The organism is Marinomonas epiphytica (assembly GCF_054780655.1).
On sequence record NZ_BAAGVX010000026.1, the window covers coordinates 173,327 to 192,650 of the forward strand.

General features: G+C 44.0%; 14 protein-coding genes. 11 read left to right on the forward strand and 3 right to left on the reverse strand.

The window, feature by feature from the left end; genetic code table 11:
- The first annotated feature begins 175 nt into the window (after positions 1 to 175).
- From ACYVGZ_RS05915 to ACYVGZ_RS05925, 3 genes are all read left to right on the forward strand, one after another.
- The gene (locus ACYVGZ_RS05915; protein WP_460752570.1) at positions 176 to 1,363 is read left to right on the forward strand and encodes an efflux RND transporter periplasmic adaptor subunit; all 1,188 of its coding nucleotides are present in this window, start codon (positions 176 to 178) and stop codon (positions 1,361 to 1,363) included.
- Between the two features lie 12 nt (positions 1,364 to 1,375).
- Positions 1,376 to 4,486, forward strand: coding sequence for an efflux RND transporter permease subunit (locus ACYVGZ_RS05920; protein WP_460752573.1), 3,111 nt, complete (start codon positions 1,376 to 1,378; stop codon positions 4,484 to 4,486).
- Between the two features lie 319 nt (positions 4,487 to 4,805).
- On the forward strand, positions 4,806 to 6,710 hold the full coding sequence (locus ACYVGZ_RS05925) for a putative bifunctional diguanylate cyclase/phosphodiesterase (RefSeq protein WP_460753727.1): 1,905 nt from the start codon (positions 4,806 to 4,808) through the stop codon (positions 6,708 to 6,710).
- Positions 6,711 to 6,741: 31 nt separating this feature from the next.
- Here ACYVGZ_RS05925 and ACYVGZ_RS05930 read toward each other — a convergent pair whose 3' ends face one another.
- Positions 6,742 to 8,676, reverse strand: a complete 1,935-nt coding sequence (locus tag ACYVGZ_RS05930; protein WP_460752576.1) for an alkaline phosphatase D family protein — start codon at positions 8,674 to 8,676, stop codon at positions 6,742 to 6,744.
- A gap of 192 nt (positions 8,677 to 8,868) precedes the next feature.
- Between ACYVGZ_RS05930 and ACYVGZ_RS05935 the strand changes: the two genes are divergently transcribed.
- Positions 8,869 to 9,204: a metalloregulator ArsR/SmtB family transcription factor gene (locus tag ACYVGZ_RS05935; RefSeq protein ID WP_460752579.1), complete on the forward strand. Its 336-nt coding sequence runs from the start codon at positions 8,869 to 8,871 to the stop codon at positions 9,202 to 9,204.
- Here ACYVGZ_RS05935 and ACYVGZ_RS05940 read toward each other — a convergent pair.
- On the reverse strand, positions 9,167 to 10,111 hold the full coding sequence (locus tag ACYVGZ_RS05940) for an AraC family transcriptional regulator (RefSeq protein ID WP_460752582.1): 945 nt from the start codon (positions 10,109 to 10,111) through the stop codon (positions 9,167 to 9,169). The genes ACYVGZ_RS05935 and ACYVGZ_RS05940 overlap by 38 nt on opposite strands.
- Positions 10,112 to 10,210: 99 nt before the next feature.
- Between ACYVGZ_RS05940 and ACYVGZ_RS05945 the strand changes: the two genes are divergently transcribed.
- From ACYVGZ_RS05945 to galK, 4 genes are all read left to right on the forward strand, one after another.
- The gene (locus ACYVGZ_RS05945) at positions 10,211 to 11,410 is read left to right on the forward strand and encodes an MFS transporter (protein WP_460752585.1); all 1,200 of its coding nucleotides are present in this window, start codon (positions 10,211 to 10,213) and stop codon (positions 11,408 to 11,410) included.
- Positions 11,411 to 11,584: 174 nt separating this feature from the next.
- The gene (gene galE / locus ACYVGZ_RS05950) at positions 11,585 to 12,595 is read left to right on the forward strand and encodes a UDP-glucose 4-epimerase GalE (protein ID WP_460752588.1); all 1,011 of its coding nucleotides are present in this window, start codon (positions 11,585 to 11,587) and stop codon (positions 12,593 to 12,595) included.
- Between the two features lie 22 nt (positions 12,596 to 12,617).
- Complete coding sequence (locus ACYVGZ_RS05955; protein ID WP_460752591.1) at positions 12,618 to 13,688, forward strand: UDP-glucose--hexose-1-phosphate uridylyltransferase; 1,071 nt, start codon at positions 12,618 to 12,620, stop codon at positions 13,686 to 13,688.
- A 54-nt stretch (positions 13,689 to 13,742) separates the two neighbouring features.
- Positions 13,743 to 14,909 carry a galactokinase gene (gene galK / locus ACYVGZ_RS05960; RefSeq protein ID WP_460752595.1) on the forward strand — a complete coding sequence of 389 codons (1,167 nt, stop codon included), beginning with the start codon at positions 13,743 to 13,745 and terminating at the stop codon, positions 14,907 to 14,909.
- A 197-nt stretch (positions 14,910 to 15,106) separates the two neighbouring features.
- On the opposite strand, the gene ACYVGZ_RS05965 is transcribed toward galK, so the two are convergent.
- Positions 15,107 to 16,108: a substrate-binding domain-containing protein gene (locus ACYVGZ_RS05965; protein ID WP_460752598.1), complete on the reverse strand. Its 1,002-nt coding sequence runs from the start codon at positions 16,106 to 16,108 to the stop codon at positions 15,107 to 15,109.
- A gap of 199 nt (positions 16,109 to 16,307) precedes the next feature.
- On the opposite strand from ACYVGZ_RS05965, the gene ACYVGZ_RS05970 reads away from it, so the two are divergent.
- The 3 genes from ACYVGZ_RS05970 (at position 16,308) to arsB (ending at position 19,315) form a co-directional block, all read left to right on the forward strand.
- Complete coding sequence (locus ACYVGZ_RS05970) at positions 16,308 to 17,480, forward strand: MFS transporter (RefSeq protein ID WP_460752601.1); 1,173 nt, start codon at positions 16,308 to 16,310, stop codon at positions 17,478 to 17,480.
- 84 nt (positions 17,481 to 17,564) lie between these two features.
- Positions 17,565 to 18,293, forward strand: coding sequence for an arsenical resistance protein ArsH (gene arsH / locus ACYVGZ_RS05975; RefSeq protein ID WP_460752604.1), 729 nt, complete (start codon positions 17,565 to 17,567; stop codon positions 18,291 to 18,293).
- Positions 18,294 to 18,301: 8 nt separating this feature from the next.
- A complete protein-coding gene (gene arsB, locus ACYVGZ_RS05980; protein WP_460752607.1) occupies positions 18,302 to 19,315 on the forward strand; it encodes an ACR3 family arsenite efflux transporter in 1,014 nt (337 codons plus the stop codon).
- Positions 19,316 to 19,324 lie beyond the last annotated feature (9 nt).

Here is a 19,324-nt window from a genome sequence, read left to right on the forward strand (position 1 = left end):
TTTTCAAACCGCTAACCGTCATATTAATTGTTAAAAAAATTTGTATAGTAAATTTATATGAAGGTTTGCATGTGTTTTGCATTGTTTACACGTTTCGTCGTGTAAATGAATAATTACTTTCGGTTATAGTTTTATTTGTAAAGACTCTCACTTCTAGGAAAAGGAAAACGGCTTCATGTTCTCAAAAACTAAACTTGCATCTGGTGCTTTGTTGATTGCACTGCTAGCAGGGTGTCAAGAAGATACTCAAAAGCAAGCTCAAGCTGCTGCTCCCGCGGCTAAGCCCGCAGTTCAGGTCGGTGTTGTCACTATTGAACCTCAAATTGCGCAAATCAAAACAGAATTACCAGGTCGTACGACAGCAAGTTTGGAGGCTGAGATTCGGCCTCAAGTAGGAGGTTTGGTAAAGGCTCGTTTGTTTGAAGAAGGTCAAGTGGTTAAAGCAGGTGATTTACTCTACACACTAGACGACTCAACCTTTGTGTCATCTTATAAGCAGGCTTTAGCGGATTTAGAGTCAGCCAATGCGACCCTTGAATCAGCTCGTAAAACTGATCAAAGGTTCAGTGACCTCCGTAAACAGAATAATGTTTCTCAATCTGATACAGACGACGCTCATGTTGCTTACCTAGAGGCAGTGGCGAATCAGAAGAAAGCCGAAGCGGCAGTTGAGAGTGCAAAAATTAATTTAGAGTACACCAAAATTACCTCTCCCATTGATGGGCGTATCGGAATATCTGCTGTGACTGTTGGTGCCTTGGTCACAGCCAGTCAAACGACGGCGATGACAACTGTGCGAGCGTTAGACCCAATTTATGTGGATTTATCACAAACCAGTTTAGATCAGTTGGAACAACGTACCTTGCTGTCTCAAGAGTCGGTAACCTTGGGTAGCGATAAAGTGTCCCTAACGTTAGAAGACGGCAATGTATACCAATACCAAGGTCAGCTCAAAGCACGAGAAGTCAGTGTTGATCAGTCTACGGGGAGTGTGACCTTACGTGCTGAATTTCCTAACCCAGATAACTTGCTGTTACCCGGTATGTTTGTCAGAGGTGAAATTCATGAAGCGACCCATAATGCTGCTCTGCTTGTGCCTCAGCAGGGAGTATCTCGTGATGTGAAAGGCCATCCAGTGGCCTTGGTGGTACGCCAAGACAATAAGATTGAGCGCAGATTACTTGAGGTTGACCGCGCTATTGGTAATCAATGGCTAGTGATTTCGGGTATCAGTATTGGTGATCGCGTGGTGGTGGAAGGCTCTTCAAAAGTGCGTTCAGGTAGCTCTGTGGCGCCAGTGGCACTGACGTTTGATCCCACTACGGGCAAAATGACTGAAAGCACACAGACTGCTGCTAATTAAGGAAAGCTTACTATGTTTGCTCGATTTTTTATTAATCGCCCAGTTTTCGCTTGGGTGATTTCGATTGCCATTATGTTGGCGGGTGTTGGCGCAATCAACACCTTGCCAATAGCTCAATATCCAGACGTGGCTCCACCGTCCATTAGTATTTCTGCTACTTACACTGGGGCGTCTGCGGAAACCGTGGAAAACAGTGTGACTCAGGTACTGGAGCAACAACTTACCGGCCTTGATGGCTTGCTGTATTTTTCTTCTTCTAGTACTTCTAGCGGCAGCTCCAGTATCACGGTGACTTTTGAGCAAGGTACGGACCCAGACATAGCCCAAGTGCAAGTACAAAATAAGGTGCAACAAGTTACTTCAAGCTTGCCCGAGGCAGTACAAGACAATGGCGTAACAGTAACGAAATCTAATTCCGATTTCTTATTGGTGGCCGCTATTTATGATGAAACCGACACCGACAGCGCTTTTGATATATCAGACTTCTTGGTGTCTAGTGTTGAAGATTCAGTAGCCCGTGTAGACGGGGTAGGTAGTATTCGCGTATTTGGTGCAGAATACGCAATGCGGGTGTGGTTAGATCCGCTCAAATTGGCTTCTTATAACCTAATGCCTTCCGACATTTACAGTGCCATCAACGCCCAAAATACTCAGGTAGCAGCAGGTAGCTTAGGGGCTTACCCTGTGATAGATGGTCAAGAACTGAACGTTACCGTTACCGCGCAGTCTAAACTACAAACCGTAGATGAGTTTAATAATATTATTCTGGCTTACAATGACAATGGTGCCACGGTGCGCTTGAGTGATGTTGCTCGAGTCGAAGTCGGTAGTAAGTCTTATTCGACCATTGGTCGACTCAACGGTCACCCTGCAGCTGGTTTGGCTGTTATGTTGTCTCCTGGTGCGAATGCCTTAACGACCTCTGAAGGGGTTAAAACGGTGTTGGGGGACATGGAAAGAGACTTACCCGACGGGTATAAGATGGCTTTCCCTGTAGACAACACAGACTTTATTCGCATTTCTATTGAAGAAGTAGTGAAAACCCTTTTTGAAGCCATCGCTTTAGTTATCATCGTCATGTTTGTTTTCCTACAGAACTGGCGTGCGACGCTCATTCCTGCCATTGCTGTACCAGTGGTTTTGCTAGGTGTGTTCGGGGTACTAGAAGTATTTGGCTTCTCGATTAATACCTTAACCATGTTCGGTATTGTGCTTTCTATTGGTTTGTTAGTAGATGACGCCATTGTGGTGGTGGAAAACGTGGAACGCGTCATGGAGGAAGAAAAGCTGCCTCCGAAAGAAGCGACGTTAAAGTCCATGAAAGAAATCACCAGCGCTTTGATTGGTATTGCCGTTGTGCTTTCCGCTGTGTTCTTACCTATGGCCTTCTTTAGTGGCTCTGCTGGTGTTATTTACCGCCAATTTTCTATTACGATTGTGGCCGCTATGACCTTGTCCGTGATTGTGGCTTTGACTTTAACGCCTGCCTTGTGCGCTACCTTGTTGAAACCAAATCATGGCCAGTCGAAAAAAGGCTTAGCGGGATGGTTTAACCGTAATTTTGATCGTGCAACAGGGGCTTACACAGGGCGCGTTGCGCGCTTGGTTAAGCAACCTATTCGCTGGTTGATCGGTTATGGCCTGATTATTGGTGGTTTGGCGCACCTTATGACGAACCTGCCAACGGGCTTTTTACCGACCGAGGATCAGGGGCGAATTATTGTTATGGTGTCGTTACCTGAAGGCGCGTCAATGTCCCGTACTGATGACGTAATGCGCCAAGTAGAAGATCACTTTTTAGTGACAGAAAAAGATAATGTGAAGGCGTTATTTACTGTATCTGGTTTTAACTTCATGGGAAGTGGGCAGAACGCTGGGTTGGCCTTTGCTGCACTAGAAGATTGGTCAATACGTACTGACCCTCAAGACAGCGCGGGTGCCATTGTTGCTCGCTCTTATGGGGCATTTGCAGGGATTCGTGACGCACGTATTTTCTCGCTTATTCCTCCTTCTATACGTGGCCTTGGCCAGACGAACGGTTTCACCTTTCAACTGTTAGCATCGGGCAATACTAGTCGTGATACTTTAGTGGAAATGCGTGACCAATTGTTAGCAAACAGTGCTACTAGCAGTCTGTTGTCAGGTGTGCGCTTAGGGAGTGAATCAGAAGCACCTCAATTACACATTGATATTGACCAAGAAAAAGCCTCAGCATTAGGTTTGTCTTTGTCTGATATCAGTTCTACCTTGACCAGTGCTTGGGCTGGGCGCTATGTAAATGACTTCATTGATCGAGGTCGAGTGAAAACCGTCTATATGCAGGGGGATGCCCAATACCGTTCTTCTCCAGAAGACCTACAGCACTGGTACATTCGTTCAGAAGATAACACCATGACACCATTCTCTGCCTTCGCGACCTCTTCTTGGACTTATGGGCCTAAGAGCTTGTCGCGCTTTAATGGTCGCGCATCGTATCAAATCGATGGCGCTGGGGCCGCAGGGGTGAGCTCTGGTGTAGCCATGGATGAGTTACAGCGCCTAGCGGATGAATTGCCTGCCGGTACGTCTAGCGCATGGAGTGGCTTGTCGTATCAAGAGCGTTTGTCTGGTGGGCAGACGCAATTGCTGTATGCGATTTCCATTCTAGTCGTCTTCTTGTGCTTGGCGGCCTTATACGAAAGCTGGACAGTGCCCTTCTCTGTAATGTTGGTGATACCTCTAGGGGTCATTGGCGCGGCGGCGGCAGCTCACCTAAGGGGCTTAAATAACGACATTTATTTCCAAGTCGCCTTACTGACCACCATTGGTTTGTCGTCGAAAAATGCGATCTTGATTGTAGAGTTTGCAGAAGCGGCATATCGTCGTGGTGCAAACGCTTGGGATGCAGCCATTGAAGCAGCGAAGTTGCGTTTAAGACCAATCATTATGACCTCTATGGCCTTTATTGTTGGTACATTGCCTTTGGCAACCTCGTCAGGCGCAGGGGCGAATAGTCGTATTTCTATTGGTTCAGGCATTGTGGGTGGTACCTTAACAGCCACAATTTTAGCCATATTTTTCGTGCCTTTGTTTTTTGTAATTGTCAGACGACTCTTCTCAAAACGACCCACTGATGCTGTGTAATTAAGCGTAAAACCAATGTGTTTACAAAAGAGCCTTCTAAAGGCTCTTTTTTTGTTTGCTCCACTCTAAATAAGCTTGTCTGCAAAAAAACAGGTGGTTTATTTGTAAATAAAAGTAAAACAGTGCTTTAATGAAGCATAAAGCTTTACATAATCAAGGGCTAAGGAAAGCACTAATGGCTCAGTTTCATGTCTAATTAGGGGGTGAAGCTATCTTAACTTCAAAGGTTTTATCAGAGCGCTTTCAACGTGATGCGCTCAACTTACTCTACAGTAATAACTCGGGTAGTTTGATCGTCACACTGAGTATTTGTGTGGCAATGGTGTTTGCATTTCCCTATCACCCAGAAAAACAGCTAAAAATATATTGGTTTATCTTTATGTGCCTGGTTTTCTTAGTGCGCTATTGGGACATGCGGATATGGAAAACACAGTTAAAAGATCATGACTATGACGTAAAGACGCCACTAAACCGTTTTGTTGCTATTCGGTACGTGAGTGCTTTTTCGCTAGGCGCTTACTCGATTTTATTTATGCCTTCGATGGAACTCATTGAACTGGTTTGTACGCTGGTTATCATGTCGGCTATGGCAGGAGGAGCTATTACCGTTCTAGCTGCTCATAAAGGCCTAACTTATAGCTACGCGCCAATTTTATTACTGCCAGTCTCAGCTCAATGCTTATTAGCTCCCGAAGGCTATATGAATACCTTAGGAGTGCTAGGGGTAATTTTTACCCTCGTAATATTTTCTTCCGCTAAGTCAGCTCATCAGTTCACCATAAAATCGATCAAGATGAAGCATCAGAACTCTGACCTTTTAGAGCAAATGGCGCTAAAGAACCAAGAAATTGTTGAAGCGAATGCGAGCTTAGAAAGCCAAGTTAAGAAACGAACTGAAAAAATTCTAGAGCTTTCTAATTTAGATGCTTTAACCAAATTATCGAACCGCCATGCCTTCACACAACATTTAAACCATTTCATTGACCGCTGTCAGGCTTCTAACACTCAATTGGCTCTATTATTTGTCGACCTTGACGGCTTTAAAGGCATTAATGATGCTCATGGACACAGTGTGGGTGACGATTTATTGGTTGTTATGGCCAACCGTTTAAGTTTACAAGTTGAGCCTCAACATGTGTGCCGTTGGGGCGGAGATGAATTTCTGCTCGCTTTAGAAAATACCGATGAGAATGCAGCGATAGAGTTTGCCCAACAGCTTATTTGCTTTTTGTCTAAACCGGTCCTAATTGAGCACAACGAGTTGACAGTGGGAGCGACGATTGGCATTGCCATGTACCCAGATCACAGTGTCAGCGCGACAGAGTTAATTGCTCTTTCAGATACCGCAATGTATGTAAAAAAACAAAGTGCAAAGTCTGAAGTTTGTGTGTTCAACGAACATATGAAGCAAGCTATACAAAGACAAGCTCAGCTACGGGAAGGCTTAGCACAAGCCATTAAAAACAATGAAATCTTTGTTGTTTTTCAACCCGTTATTGACGTGCAAAGTAATACTGTGAGCTTTTGTGAGGCGTTGTTGCGCTGGCGTTATCAGGGGCAATTAGTGTCTCCGATGGAGTTTATTCCTGCGGCTGAGAAACATGGACTGATTCATAGTATTGGTGAGTGGGTGTTACAAGAGTCTTGTAACATGGCAGCCAATTGGTGTTTTGATCGAAGCGTTCATTTGTCTGTAAATATTTCTGTTGCTCAGGTCATGAAGGGAGACTTAGTGTCACAGGTTCAGCAAGCTTTGCAGCAGTCGGGTTTTCCGAGTACAAATTTGCACCTTGAAATTACCGAGTCTATTTTTGCTGAAGACATCAATTTTGTTATCGACCAGGTGAGAGCCTTACAAGCAATCGGTGTGAAAGTCTCGATTGATGATTTTGGTACAGGTTTTTCCTCACTGGCTTTATTGCAATCCTTATCTGCGGATATTGTTAAAATTGATCGGCGTTTCATTCAATCCTGGCATGAAGGGGGAATGGCGATCATACAGGCAACTCAATACATTGCTGATGAACTTGGCTACCGGCTAGTGATTGAAGGAGTAGAAAGCCAACAGCAAGTGGACTCTTTAAAAGCCTTGGGTATTGAATGTATTCAAGGCTTCTACTTTAGCCAGCCTATGCCTGTGGAAGCCCTGCCTGCATGGTTAGAAGCGTTCAGTGTCACAAAAATAGCGGGACAAGAGGCTAAAACGGTTGGATCTATCTATTAGATAATTGTTTTTTGCTTCAGGTATCGATTTGTTATTCAAACTGTTTTTGCTTGGTTTTCTCAAACTGTATGGCGCTATCAGCAGCAATAATTTGCTCGATTGAAATAGGGCGGCCCTGATCATCTAGGGTAACCAAGCCAATTCCAGAATGGTTTAACAGTCTTTCACCTTTATCTGCATTGCTCGGTTTGCGAGGTGAAACCCACATACCACGACGCTTGGTAAATAAGTTTAATGGAGACCATGGCGCATATAGCCAACGATTTAATCGATCAAACCAATCTAACAATTTTGGCGGGAACTCATTGCGTTGACCACTGCTGGTGATTTGCCAGATATCAGGGCTGTTTTTTCGACCTTTTACTGTTATGTCGTACACAAATGAGTAGTGAACATCTCCAGATAGAATGACAAAGTTTTGCGGTGTTTTAGGGTGCTTAAAGAGATTCATTAGGGTATGAGCTGACCCTGGGTGTGCCATCCAGTTCTCTGCATCAACCACTAAGGGCTTACCAAAAAGCGTAAAAATTTTCTGAATGGCTTCTATGAGCTTAACCCCAAAAATAGGTGCTGGAGACACTAAAATAACGCTTTGGTGATCGAGCAGCCTGTTTTGAAGGTCCATAAGGGCTTCCCAGTCCATTAAGCCAGATGGACGATTTACGTTCTTCTCTGAGCGCCACCTTTGAGTTCGCGTATCTAGGACGATCAAGGGCGGTTCAGTTGGCCATTCGTAATGCCATTGGTTGTAACTCAGTAAGGTGTCGATACACTGGTTATGTTCATCTCCACCAACGTTATTGAGCGCTTTTTCGATGTTGCCAAATAAGTCTTGCTGACTTTCTTGAGGTTGGTTTCCCCAACCTTGGCAGAGACTGTATGCAATAAGCGCATTACCTATAATACGGCGCGACATAGGGTGTTCATAAGCGCTTAGCTCCCAGTTTGCCGTAAGATTCCAATCATCGGTTACATCGTGATCATCAAACATCATGGCACTTGGGAGGTGAGCGAGTGCTCGACGCACATTGGGTAACTTTTCAATAAAGTGATTCAGCAATTTAGCCTCATTCTGATACAGAGAGGTTAACTCCTCGCTATCTAGGCTGTTTGGTGGTGTGAAATGAATGTGTTGCCAAGCTTTTGGTGACCAAACTAACAAGTACATGGCCAGCATTTCGCTCAAGGTCATTAAATGATTTTGTGGCGTAGATGAGGTGAATATGGGCTTCTCAACACCACCAAAAAATTGTTTTTGAAGCTTCTCTGTTGCTTCTGTTTGGGGTAACAGCTTGTCTCGCTGGTAATAAAATGGCGCATTGGTATGTAGGTTCTGGGTATCGTCCAGCTTTGTGTTTTGTAATTGTTCAGTGGGAAACTGATAGCACTCTATAAATTGGTGAATCGCGTGTAACATCGGCCCTGCCACATCATCCGCATAAATTTGATCGCCCGTTAAAGCCAGCAAACTTGGCCATTGTTGTGGTTTAGTATGACTAAGAAGGTGGTCCGTTAAGGCCAACCCATCCGTATTGTCCCCATTGTTAAAATGCGGTTTTCGACAGGAACCATGCAGAATTTTTGTGGCCTTTTTATGGATGATAAAACCTAAGGTAGCATTATCGGCATATCTTAACTCAGGCTCTTCATGGGCTAGGCTGACACTAGTGCCATCTTGTTGTTGTAATACTAGGTCGTACCCAATCCAGCTATCTGTCGGCAAAGCCTCTGATGGCTCAATTTGCAAAAAGTGCATGGTGAGCTGCGGGCCAATGGCAAGGCTGGTTTGGTGAGTGTGGCTTGGGAGTAATTTTTGTTGATTAAACAGCTGGGCTTCAACTTGAGTAGCGCGTTGGGTAACCAACCAGATTGCTATTTGATCAACACAGGTTTTACGAAGAATCGGGCCTGCCACAATACCTGTTTGCTGGTTCACTTGTAATGCTTTCTGGTCTAGCTGGGTCATGGGTACCTCAGTATATATTAGGGGCAGACTAGCACTATTTTTATCAGAAAAGAGAGTTTTTTGGTAATTCAGCAGCACTTTGATTAATCTGGCTGACAATGTTAAACGAATAAGTAAGTCATAGTGAAAGTATTGACTTACTGCCGAGGATGATAAATGATCTTAATATATGAATTTTCAGATAGATAAACCATGAACCCTTGTCAGTTTTATAAATGCCTTAGTGATGATACACGTTTAAAGTCGCTTTTGCTGATGTCTCAAGTTGGTGAGGCCTGTGTCTGCGACCTTATGTCGGCCTTAGAGCTTGAGCAACCTAAAATCTCAAGACACCTAGCCGAGTTACGTAAATGTGGCATAGTGTCGGATGAAAGAAGAGGCAAGTGGGTCTATTACCGTTTGCATGATCAGTTACCCAAATGGGCAAGCAAGGTTATTCAAGAAACAGCTGAACAGAACATTGAGTATTATGCCGATGCCCTTGCCAAGCTTAGGGCCTGCCAGTCTGCAAACTCGTCATGTTGTTAATGCGCTGATCCACACCCGCTTTACGCTGAAACTGCTTTGGCGTATCACCAAACATGCGTTTAAACATTTTTCCAAAGTAGGCCACTGAGTTAAACCCTGCTTCAAAAGCAACATCATTGATGGCAAGGTTTTGTTGTGCGAGCAGCTGTGCGGCAATACGCAAGCGATATTGCGTTAAGTAGTGGTTAGGCGTGCATTGCAAATGCGTTCGGAATAAACGATAGCACTCACTTTCGCTCATGTTTGCTGCTCCACTGATAACCTTAGTAGAAAGGTTTTCATAATAGTGTTGGCTGATAAACTCTATGGCATGTTCTAAGCGCTTTTGTTGAGTTCTTGTTCCTGGCGACAACATCACACTTTGACTGTTAGCATGGGTACTCAAGGCATGCCAAATTTCCATCAGGGTAAGAGTGGCAATGAACTCCCGATCTGCTTGTTCTGAACACCATGCTAAGACAGCCTTTGAGAATTTATGAATGAGTTCGGCTTGCCAAGGAATGTTGGCAGTGAAGTGAAACATGGGTAGCGCTTTGTTCTGAATAATGGGTAATATGTGTTTTTGATACACACTCCCAAACGGAATACCCGCGAGCATGTGCGGGCTAAACACGGCATTCTGAATGCGGCATTCCGCATGAGCTTCATTTTTCATATAATGCAAGGTGTTAGCATTTATGAAAATCATCTCCCCTTGCTTTAACTGAATCTCTTCGTTTAAACACTGGACTTTACAGCAGCCTTCCACAACTAACACTAATTCAATTTCTTCATGCCAATGCCAAGAGACTTCTTGGTTAAAAAACAAAGAAAAGTATTCATCGTAAAAAGCGCATGGAAACTCTTTTGTTCCGTGAGTAACCTGCTCTTTACCTAACTCATCAGTTTCAATTTTATAAACCTGCATAGTACTCTTGATAGAATAGTTATAAAAATAGAGAGAAAACGACTAAAATAAAACGTCTTTTGGCAGTATTGTTTTTCTTTTTCACTGCTGAGCTTAACCATGTTAATTCTTTTAGTCATTATTTATCTCGCCTTTATTAGCCTTGGTTTGCCCGATGCCCTATTAGGCTCTTCTTGGCCTTCTATGAGTATGGACCTTGGTGCGTCGTTAGATTTTGCCGGTGCTATCTCCATGGTTGTTAGTATTGGTACTGTCTTGTCGAGCTTACTCACCGTTAGATTAGTTAAGCGCTATGGTATTGGCTTAGTAATGAGTATTAGTGTGTTGCTAACGGCTTTGGCGTTATTGGCTTTTTCATTTAGCCAAATAGTTTGGATGCTGATTTTTTTGGCGATTCCTTTAGGGTTAGGAGCCGGTGCTGTTGATTCGGCTTTGAACGCCTTTGTTGCTGAACATTACCAGTCTAAACATATGAACTATCTACACTCTTTTTGGGGCGTCGGGGCTACCACCGGTCCATTAATTATGGCGAATTACCTGATGCTGGAGCAGGGGTGGCGAGAAGGCTATTTCATTATTGCTATGATCCAATTGGCCCTGGTGATAGTGCTTACTTTATCCTTACCACTTTGGAAAAAGGCTTTATTGTCTAAGAACACGACTCATGATGACGAAAATACGGTAGTGAGTAACATGGCAGCCTTGAAAGTTTCGGGTGTGAAGATCCAGCTGGTGGTGTTTTTTTGTTATTGCGCAATTGAAGTTGGCACGGGGCTTTGGGCGGCGAGTTTTTTGATTATTGAAAAGTCTTTTACCGCCCCTGCGGCCGCTTTCTGGGTAGCAATTTACTACTTAGGAATCACTCTGGGACGCTTTGCATGTGGCACAGTGTCTGACAAGCTTGGGGAGCGATCCTTAATAAGAATGGGAGTCCTACTTATGGGCGTGGGAACCATACTGTTAGGATTGCCCTACACGGGTTTTACCGTTCAGGCGGCAATGTTGTTTATTGGTGTAGGTTGCGCCCCTATTTTTCCAAATACCATCCACTTAACCCCCAACCGTTTTGGGCGGGGCTTATCACAAACCGTGATTGGTTTATCTATGGCGGTTGCTTACTTAGGCAACACCTTGGTACCACCCGCTTTAGGGGTTGTGTTAGATACGGCATCTTTTGCCCTCTTCCCTGGGGCGTTAATGGGCTTTGTTTTGGTGCTTTTTGTGGCGACAGAAAAACTGTGCCAATACGATGATTCTCATTCCAATAGGCTTTCTTCAACGACGAAAGAACTTCTTTAACCTTAAGGGCTTTAGGTGGCCTGTTAGAGTGTCCTAAAACGAGTTCGAGTTTAAAAAATGAAACTTAGTTTTGTTTTTTGATGTGTAATCGTTTACACTAATTTCGTTTTAGGGTGTATTACCTGTTATGGTAGGGTGTCTGGATAAATTAATTGTCACTGTGTTGAGGTGAGTATGAAAGTCTTAGTTACTGGCGGTCTTGGTTATATTGGAAGTCACACTTGCGTGCAGCTGCTGGATGCTGGCCACCAATTGGTTGTAGTGGATAACCTATCAAACAGTAAAGAAGAGGTGCTTAATCGCATTGAAAAGCTAACTGGACAGCGTCCACTATTTTGCCAAGGCGATATCAGAGATGAAGCGTTTCTTGATGATATCTTCCAGCAACACAGTATCAATGCCGTGATTCACTTTGCTGGTTTAAAAGCTGTCGGTGAATCTGTCGCTAAGCCTCTTGAGTACTATGACAATAATGTAAACGGCTCATTAGTCCTAGCTCGTGCAATGAGCAAAGCCGGTGTCAAAAATATTATTTTTAGTTCTTCTGCCACAGTTTACGGTAACCCTGAGCAAATGCCGTTAACAGAAGCTTCGCCGACTGGTGATACCACCAATCCTTATGGAAGCAGTAAATATATGGTCGAAGAATGCTATAAGGATTTGTTTGTTGCCGATGGCGATTGGAGTATTACCCTGTTGCGCTATTTTAACCCAGTAGGGGCACACCCTTCAGGTACGATGGGTGAAGACCCACAAGGTATTCCAAATAACCTAATGCCTTTTATCGCTCAAGTGGCAGTTGGCCGACGTGAAAAGCTAGCCGTATTTGGTGATGATTACCCAACGCCAGATGGCACAGGTGTCCGAGATTATATTCATGTAGTGGATTTAGCGGCTGGTCATTTGGCAGCTGTGAATAAACTGGCGGATAAAGCAGGTTTACATATTTATAACCTTGGCACGGGTAAAGGCAGTAGTGTGTTAGACATGGTTAAGGCCTTCTCTAATGCTTGTGGTCATGAAGTGGCGTATGAAATTGTGCCAAGAAGACCGGGTGATGTCGCCCAGTCTTGGGCAAGTACGGATAAAGCCGAGCAAGAGTTAGGTTGGAAAGCGACCTTGGATGTTACTGCAATGGCGGCGGATACTTGGCGCTGGCAGTCCGCTAACCCGCAAGGCTATTAAAAATTAGAGAGTAGATAACAAGATGACTGATGACATTTTCAACCCTGTTGATCACCCGCACCGTCGATTTAACCCATTAACTGGGCAGTGGGTATTGGTTTCTCCTCATCGTGCAAAGCGCCCTTGGAGTGGCCAAGACGAAGCTCCTGCTCAAGTGAGCAGTAAATCTTATGACGAAAACTGTTTCTTGTGCCCGACGAATACGCGTATTTCTGGCGATGTAAATCCAGATTACCAGTCTACCTATGTCTTCCAGAATGATTTTGGTGCACTTATGCCGGATTCTCCTGCGGCCCCTAAGTCAGACAATCCATTGTTTAAAACCCAAGGTGTGAGAGGGTTAAGCCGAGTCATTTGCTTCTCCCCAGACCATAGTAAAACCTTGCCAGAACTCGGTTTGACAAAAATTCGTCAATTAGTTGATACCTGGAATGAGCAAATTGAAGAATTAGGGCAGGATTACGTTTGGGTTCAAGCGTTTGAAAACAAAGGAGAAATAATGGGGTGTTCACAACCACATCCCCATGGCCAGATTTGGGCTAATAGTTTTCTTCCTAATGAAATAGAACGTAAAGACAAAAACTTACGCGATTACTATCAAGAAAATGGGCGCAATCTGCTGGTGGACTATGTACAAGCAGAATTGCAAGATGGTAGCCGTACCGTTGTGGAAACGGAACATTGGCTAGCGGTTGTTCCTTACTGGGCAGCTTGGCCTTTTGAAACTATGCTTCTGCCGAAAACCCATGTGCGCCGTATGAGTGAATTAACAGACCCTATGCGAGAAGATCTGGCTAAGGCAATTAAAGCACTGACTACCCGTTACGATAATTTATTCCAATGTTCATTCCCTTATTCAATGGGGTGGCATTACGCACCTTTCTTTGAGAGCGACGATACTTTTGCAGAGAAAGGCACGGACCACTGGCAGCTTCATGCATTGTTTTATCCGCCTTTGTTGCGCTCTGCTACGGTGAAGAAATTTATGGTGGGTTATGAAATGTTGGCAGAAAGTCAACGTGACTTAACACCGGAGCAAGCCGCTAAAAGATTGCGTGATTTGAGCGAAGAATATTATAAAGACACAAAATAACGAGAAAGTAGGCATCAATCTGCTAAGGCGGCTTGTGCAACGAAAGGTAATATTATGGCAAATCGATCAGAACAGCTGGCTAACTCCGTCGCCAGTATTTTTAAAGACTCTTATGGAACTCAACCTCAGCAAATGATCCAAGCCCCTGGGCGTGTGAATCTAATTGGTGAACACACAGACTATAACGATGGCTTCGTTTTACCTTGTGCCATCGATTATCAGACGATTGTGGCTGCTTCTCCTCGCGCTGATAGTTTAGTGCGTGTGGTTGCCGTTGATTTCAATAACGAGCTAAATGAATTTGATTTGTCCAAGCCGCTTGAGTTTGATCAAGATACCTTGTGGATCAACTACATTAGAGGCGTATTAGAGTGTTTATTGAAGCGCGGCTTTAAGTTGCAGGGCGCCGATCTGGTGGTCAGCGGTAATGTGCCACAAGGGGCAGGTTTAAGTTCCTCTGCCGCCTTAGAAGTCGTTATTGGTCAGACCTTCAAAGCCTTGTATAACCTAGACATTTCTCAACAAGATATTGCCCTTATTGGTCAGCAAGCAGAAAACGAGTTTGTTGGTTGCAATTGCGGCATCATGGATCAACTTATTTCCGCCAAGGGTGAAGAAAGTCATTCGCTATTGATTGATTGCCGAACACTGGAAACCGAATCCGTTTCTATGCCGGAAAGCTTGTCTGTACTAATAATCAACTCCAACAAAAAACGTGGTTTGCTGGATAGCGAGTACAATTCTCGTCGTCAACAATGTGAAGCGGCGGCTGAGTTTTTTGGGGTGCGAGCCCTGCGTGACGTTAGCTTGGAAAGTTTTGAAGCCAAACAAACACAATTAGACCCGATTGTTGCCAAACGAGCTCGCCATGTTATTACCGAAAATGCTCGTACCCTTGAAGCAGCAAAAGCATTGAAAACGGCTGATATTCAACGTTTAGCGCAATTGATGGAAGCCTCTCATCAGTCAATGAAAGACGATTTTGAAATCACTTGTGACGAAGTTGATGTATTAGTTGATATCGTTAAACAAGTGATTGCGGACAAAGGTGGTGTGCGCATGACCGGAGGCGGATTTGGTGGCTGTATTGTGGCGCTCTTACCGCCTGAGCTGGTAGAACCCGTGTTAGCAGAGGTCGAAGCACAATATCAGAGCAAAACAGGCCTACAGGCTACCGCGTATGTATGTAAAGCGAAGGATGGCGCAGGGGTGATTGCGTAAAGTGTTCATGCCGAGTTTGCCTAGCAGGCTCGGCATGGTCATACCGAACCGATCAGTTTAATCGGTTTACCCTCATTTCTTTTTATAGATAGATAACCTTTTGGTTATATCGCCGCCAATAACATCGCCTAACTTTACAGCAGTTACTAGGAACTAGTGAAAAAGGGCTTGTCAATGCTTGAAAGCTGGCGTTTCGTTTAATCCAATGTTCTTACAGAGGCACGTTTAACTAAGTTAGGGCGATAAGATATTTGGCGTAAGGTATTCGCTTGCTTGTTTGCTAATAAATTGGCTAAGTGAGCCGCTTGCTCGGCCATAGCATCAATTGGGTAATGAACGGTTGTCAGTTTTGGGCGTAAAAACTTTGCAATTAAACCATCGTCAAATCCGACCAAAGAGAGATCTCTTGGAACACTGAGTCCTTTTTCTTCAATTGCGTTTAAAGCGCCCGCAGCCATATAGTCGTTGAATGCAGCTATGGCGGTAATGTTTTTTTGGTTCTCGAGAAGCTGTTCTGTGGCTTGCTGGCCGCCTTCTTCATTGGGGCTACCGTATTGAATGTAATCAGGATGGTGGCTTAAGCCGTATTGGCTCAACGCTCGAAGGTAACCTGATTTTCGTGAAGAAGAATCTTCAATATCTTGATCAGAGCATAAGTAGGCAATATGTGAATGTCCTTGCTTGATAAGATATTCGGTGGCAAGAAAAGCACCTTTTTCGTTGTCTAAGTAAATACAGCGCTCTGCCATCTCAGGAATAAAGCGATTAATGACGACCAACCCTGGTACTTCTTGAGCAAACTGTATGAGCTCCTCGTTACTCAAGCCTTTTGAATGGACGACTAAAGCATCGCAGCGATGATTAATTAAAAGCTCTATGGCTTCTTTTTCTTTCTTTTTGCTGTGGTAGCCATTACCAATAAGTAAGTGCTTACCTTGCTTGTTGGCCACCGTATCTATGGCTTTGATCATGGCTCCAAAGAAGGGGTCAGAGACGTCACTGACGAGCACACCTATGGTTTGGCTGGACTGGCTAACGAGTGCCCGCGCAGCAGCATTAGGCCGATACCCTAATGCTTGCATGGCTTGGGTTACTGAAGCGATTGAAGCCTTGCTAGCCTTTGGTGATTTATTTATCACTCGCGAAACAGTTGCAATGGATACATTGGCAGCTTTCGCAACGTCTTTAATAGTGGCCATAAGTCCCTAAGTGGTTGCTTTGGTTGATCGTTTTTCCACAAAATATGTTCGCTATTTTACCCTATAGTAAACGAAAAATGGCGAACAAAATCAGTTATCTTATCTATGTGATTTTGTTATAGATTCTAGAATCAAAGATTATTTTTTATGTGGATGATGCTTTTATAAAATGCCGCTAAATCTAATTTGGAGAGCTTTTATGAAGCATAATGACGCACCTTCACTGAGCAAAGGGCCGTTGTTTTTAATGGCAAGTGCCGTTTCAGCCACGGCAGCCAACCTTTATTATAATCAACCCATATTGCCTAGCATTGGAAAAGACCTTGGTATCTCACAGGATCAATTGGGTTGGATTCCCGCCGCAAGTCAAATTGGCTATGCAAGTGCCTTGTTATTCATTTCTCCACTCGGAGACAGCCAGCCAAGAAAACGTTTAATTTCATTGTTGTCCTTGGTCTTGGTGATGGCGTGTTTATTGGCGTCATGGGCGAATGGTTTAACCATGCTTATCTTAGCGTGCTTCATGATAGGTTTAGGTGCCAATATTACTCAGCAACTGATTCCTTTTGCGGCTTCATTGAGCTCCCCAGAAAGCAAAGGGAGTATTATTGCGACCTTAATGACTGGCCTGACCGTGGGGATTTTACTGTCTCGGGTGGTGAGTGGTTTTGTGAGTGAGCTTTATGGCTGGCGCTCTGTGTTCATTATGTCTGCATTTATTTCGTCTGTGTTTGGCCTATTACTGTACCGATATTTGCCAAGTCAGCAGGCAGTTGGCAGCATGCCTTATAAGGCGTTAGTACTAAGTATGTTGGGGCTGCTAAAACGCTATAAAGTATTGCGCCAGTCTGCTTTAGCAGGGGCATTTTGGTTTGCTTCATTTAATGCCCTATGGGCGACACTGGCCTTACATCTTGCGCAAGCTCCCTTTCATTTTAGTGCCCATCAAACTGGCTTATTAGGTGTCGTTGCCTTAGCCGGAGTCGCCGGAGCCAAGTTAGCAGGGCGTTATGTGAATCAAGTGGGGGTGAGCTCCATGATCAACATAAGCTTATTGGTGATTGCGGCAGGTTTTGCTATTACAGGCTTTTTTAGCCAGCTGCTATGGGCCATTTTGCTAGGGATTGTATTGATCGATCTTGGCGTGTTTGGCGCGCAAGTATCTAATCAGGTTAGAGTTTTTTCTATTGACCCGAAAGCGCAAAGCCGCATAAACGGTGTTTATATGCTGGGTTATTACCTAGGTGGCGCGACGGGGTCTTTTGCTGGCGTGCTAGCGTTTGAGCAATTCGCTTGGCTGGGTGTGGTTGGGATAAGTTTGATATTTCTGCTCTTAAGCTTGTTAGTGAATCGCGTAGGCTGCATGAGATAAAATATTGATATATTTGCAATTTCATATATATGATTTTTCGTATATCATGTGTTTTTGATCATTCGATAACTTTGAGAGGGGCCCATGAGCGAGTTAAAACTGGATGATGTAAGCGTACCAAATTTAGAAACGTCTCTAATGGATGTGCCGAGCTACGAGAAAGTCTTACCTTTAGAGCTTGAGCACCCACCGAGAATCTTACTTTTATACGGCTCTTTACGTGAGCGCTCTTTCAGTCGTCTTGTAGTGGAAGAGTCTGCCCGATTACTCATGCATTTTGGCGCTGAAGTGAAGATTTTTAATCCCGAAGGTTTGCCTCAAACCGATACCGAGGATGAAAACTACCCCAAAGTAAAAGAATTGCGCGAATTAATGATGTGGTCCGAAGGGCAGGTGTGGTGCTCACCGGAACGACATGGCTCTATGACCAGTATTTTTAAAAGCCAAATAGACTGGGTGCCGTTGAGTATTGGTAGTGTTCGCCCAACACAAGGTAAAACCTTAGCCGTAATGCAAGTATGCGGTGGCTCACAATCATTTAACGTGGTGAATCAACTGCGTATTTTGGGGCGTTGGATGCGTATGGTGACCATCCCAAATCAGTCTTCAGTGGCAAAAGCTTATTTAGAGTTTGATGATAACAACAGAATGAAACCTTCACCTTATTACAACCGGATTGTTGATGTGATGGAAGAACTGGTGAAATTCACTTTAATGTTTCGCGGTAATAAAAACTACTTAGTCGATAGGTATTCTGAACGAGTTGAAACAGCAGAGCAATTGAGTAATCGTGTTAACCAACGTTCCATTTAGGAGAAAAAGTGGGTTTATTTGAACGTTTTTTATCGGTCTGGGTTGGCGCAGCCATACTGGTAGGTATTTTAGCTGGCAGTGTATTTCCTGCCTTCTTCTCAGTGGTTGCTAAAGTGGAATATGCCCATGTAAATCTGGTGATCGCAGTACTGATATGGCTTATGATTTACCCAATGATGGTGCAGATCGACTTCTCATCTATTAAAGATGTTGGCAGTAAGCCCAAGGGCCTTGCTTTAACCATGGTTATTAATTGGTTGATTAAGCCCTTTACGATGGCGCTTTTAGGTTGGCTATTTTTTAAAGGGATTTTTGCGGATTGGGTCGACCCAGAGACCGCAACTGAGTACATAGCTGGGATGATTTTATTAGGGGTAGCGCCCTGTACCGCGATGGTGTTTGTGTGGAGTCAGTTAACCAAAGGCGACGCAAATTATACTTTGGTTCAAGTCTCTATTAATGATCTGGTAATGATTTTTGCTTTTGCGCCCATTGCTGGATTGTTGCTTGGGGTAACAGATATTACCGTTCCTTGGAACACGCTAATTTTATCGGTTGTGCTTTATGTGCTAATTCCTCTCATTGCAGGGGCTTTAACACGCAAGAAGCTAGATAGTACAGAAGATCATATTAGGCTAGATACTTTCCTTGCGACCATGAAGCCCTGGTCTATTATTGGGTTATTAAGCACAGTGGTATTACTGTTTGGCTTTCAGTCGCAAACTATTTTAGGGCAACCTGAAGCCATTGTTCTTATTGCTATTCCTCTTTTAATTCAGACCTATGGCATTTTTGCAATTACTTACTTGTTTGCTAAGAAAATGGCGCTACCTCATAACATTGCCGCACCTGCCAGTATGATAGGTTCTTCAAACTTTTTTGAGCTAGCAGTGGCCGTTGCAATTTCTCTTTTTGGACTACATTCAGGAGCGGCGCTAGCAACCGTGGTTGGTGTTCTTGTGGAAGTTCCTGTCATGTTGTCATTGGTGTGGTTTGCTAATAGAACAAGGCATTGGTTTTAGAGTTTTAAA